Consider the following 3,347-nt stretch of genomic DNA (forward strand, 5'->3'; position numbering starts at 1 on the left):
ATATACTATCATCTATAATGTGTTTTATAGGCATAGGATTTCTTTCCTTTGAAAAAAATTTAACAATTAATTTTGGAGATTTTTTAACTTTTATATGTGCTATATGTTTTGCTCTTCAAATTGTAGTTATAGGAAGCAGAATAAAAAATAAAAATCCCTTTACAATTAATGGATTTCAAATGTTTTCAGCAGGAATTATTGGAATCTTGCTGAATATAATATTTGAAGGAGCAACAATCTTTACTAGAACATATGATTTAAAACAGATTTTAGCATTAGTATATATAATTCTTTTTAATACTTTTATCTGTTATTCAATTCAAACATATGCTCAAAAAGAGATTAATCCTAGTCAAGTTTCTTTAATTTTAACAACAGAGATAATATTTGGAGCATTATTCTCTGTTTTACTTTTAGGAGACAAGATGACTTTTCAAGTTATAATAGGTGGGTTACTAATTTTTACATCTATACTATTAACAGAAGTCAAAAAACGATAAAAGTTAATTAGGAGGAAAACATGAGCCATATTGTAGGTAAGTCAGCATATAAAAGTTTAGAGGAGAGACTTAATAGATTTCCTCAAGGAGCACCACCATCTAAAGTCCTATATGATATACTAGCGATACTATTTTCAGAAAAAGAGGCAGAATTAGTAGCACAACTTCCAATAAAACCATTCACAGTAAAAAAAGCAGCATCAATTTGGAAGCTATCAGAAAAAGATGCTAAAAATATTTTAGATACATTAGCATCAAGAGCGATTTTATTAGATACAATACATAAAGGGGTTCAAACTTATATATTACCACCACCAATGGCTGGATTTATAGAGTTTTCCATGATGAGAACTAGGGGAGATATTGATCAAAAAATTTTAGGAGAACTTTTATATCAGTATATGAATGTAGAAGAGGATTTTATAAAAGATCTTTTTTATAGTGCTGAAACAAAATTAGGAAGAGTTTTTGTAAATGAAGATGCTTTAGAAAAAACTAGAGCGGCACAAAATACGATGTCTTCAAATACTTTAGACAATTTAGTTCAAGTTTTAGATTATGAAAAAGCTTCACATATTATAGAAACATCAGACCATATGGGTATTAGTATGTGTTATTGCAGACACAAAATGCAGCATGTAGGAAAAGCTTGCGATGCACCAATGGATATCTGTATGACTTTTGGAAATGTAGCAAACTCATTGATAAATAATGGATATGCAAGAAGAGTTGATAAAATAGAGGGAATGGATCTACTTCAGCAAGCATATGATAGTAATCTAGTTCAATGTGGTGAAAATGTAAGAGAGGGAGTAACATTTATTTGTAATTGTTGTGGATGTTGCTGTGAAGCTTTAGTAGCAGCTAAAAAATTTGGGATGATGCATCCTGTAGAAACAACAAATTTTATTCCTAAAATAAATCATGATATATGTATAAATTGTGGTAAGTGTTTAAAAGTTTGTCCTGTTAATGCCATAAAAAAATTAGATGGTGAATACATAGTCCAAGAGGAACTTTGTTTAGGATGTGGAGTGTGTGGAAGAGCTTGTCCTAAAAGTAGTATATTATTAATGCCTCGTGAAACAAGGGTAATAACTCCAATAAATTCTGTTCATAGATCAGTTTTAATGGCAATTGAGAAAGGGATGCTTCAAGAGTTGATATTTGATAATAAGGCTTTATTCAGTCATAGAGCTATGGCAGCTATATTAGGAGCAATTTTAAAACTGTCTCCTGTACATAAAATTATGGCAAGTAAACAGATGAAATCAGTTTATTTAGAGAAATTGTTAAAAAATTATTAATTTTAAGAATGGAGAGGCTTATGAAGAAAATTATAGTTTTCCTATTTATTTCGATGATATCTTTTGTAAAAGGTGATGAAGTGAGTAAAGTAAAAATGAGAGAACTTATAAGACAGATAAAAAACCAATCCAAAGAGAAAATATTAGTGCCACAAAATGGAACTAATATTTTTTTTAATGGAGATAAATTAGATAGAGAGTTTATAAAAAATGTGGAAGGTGTTTCTCAAGAATCGCTGTTTTATGGTGTTGGCAGTGTAAATGAAGCAACTCCTGAAGAGGAAAAAAATTATCTTTTAAAAAATTTAATTGAAATAGAAAAAGAGGGGAAAGTAGTATTTTCAGTAAATTATGCTAACGATAAAAAGCTTAGAGGAAAAATTTTAAAGGATACAGAAAAATATAATTTTATAGGAGAAGCAGTTTCTTCATATAGTGCTAATACTATTTTTCAACCTCTTCAAAAAAATAGTTTAAAAAATGTAACTAACTTAAAGGAAGTTAAAAATTTTTTATATCTTTTAAATCCAGAAAAATTTAAGAATGCGGATGATTACTATAGAGTTTTAAAGAATACAGATTTTGATTTGTTAATTATAGAGCCTAGTTTAAATGGTAAATTTTTGACAAAAGAACAAATTAACTCTTTAAAAATAAGAAAAAATGGAACGCGGAGATTAGTAATTGCTTATTTTAGTATAGGAGAAGCAGAAAATTATAGAGATTACTGGCATAATTCTTGGAATAAAAAACTTCCTGATTGGATAGTTAAAGAGAATGAAAATTGGAAAGGTAATTTCATAATAAAATATTGGAGTCCCCAATGGAAAGAGATTATAAGAAATTATCAAAAAAAATTAGATGACATAGGAGTAGATGGATATTACTTAGATACTATAGACACTTATGAGCAGTTTTAAAGGTGGTATTTTATGAAAAAAAAATTTATATTAAGCATAGTTGAAAGTATCGTATATTGCTTAGCAGTATACCTAATATTTTTTTACTTTTCAGATTTTAAAAGTGATTTTTTAAATATGAATATGCAACCATTAACTATTATTATAGGAATAATGGCATTAAAATATGGAGTTTATATTAGTTTACAAACAGTTATAATAGCTTCACTATTTTATATGCTTGCTTATTATCAGTTAGGAAATGATTTGGTTGTGTTCTTTCTAGATTTTAACTATTATAAATTTGTTTTGATTTTCTTTTTTATTGCTTTATCTCTTGGAAGATTCTCGGATAATCTTAGAAAAAAAATAGATGATTTAAAAGATGAAAATAAAATATTAGAAGAAAAAAATCAAAATCAAAGAGAGAAAAATTTAGAATTAGTAAATATAAATGAAAGATTGAAAAATAGAATAGTAGGAAGTAAAGAGAGTATTTTAACTTTACATCAGATAACATCGTCAATATTAACTAAAAATGTAGAAAAAATATTTACGCAGACACTAGAAATACTAACAGATTTTTTAGGAAGTGATGTGGTATCAATTTATATTTATAATAAAGAAAGAAATACCTTTAG

The 3,347-nt window shown here is 27.2% G+C and carries 3 protein-coding genes and 1 pseudogene; all 4 read left to right on the forward strand.

Annotated elements, in window-relative coordinates; translation table 11 throughout:
- Window positions 1-500 (forward strand): DMT family transporter (locus Q0V08_RS11175; protein WP_297434794.1); only part of this gene is annotated, 500 nt, incomplete at its 5' end.
- 20 nt (window positions 501-520) lie between these two features.
- Window positions 521-1,807 carry a 4Fe-4S dicluster-binding protein gene (locus Q0V08_RS11180; protein ID WP_297434796.1) on the forward strand — a complete coding sequence of 429 codons (1,287 nt, stop codon included), beginning with the start codon at window positions 521-523 and terminating at the stop codon, window positions 1,805-1,807.
- 20 nt (window positions 1,808-1,827) lie between these two features.
- A complete protein-coding gene (locus Q0V08_RS11185) occupies window positions 1,828-2,727 on the forward strand; it encodes an endo alpha-1,4 polygalactosaminidase (RefSeq protein WP_297434798.1) in 900 nt (299 codons plus the stop codon).
- A gap of 12 nt (window positions 2,728-2,739) precedes the next feature.
- Window positions 2,740-3,347 (forward strand): annotated as a pseudogene (locus tag Q0V08_RS11190) (hypothetical protein); the annotation flags it as partial.

The organism is uncultured Cetobacterium sp., assembly GCF_947038635.1.
GTDB lineage: Bacteria > Fusobacteriota > Fusobacteriia > Fusobacteriales > Fusobacteriaceae > Cetobacterium_A.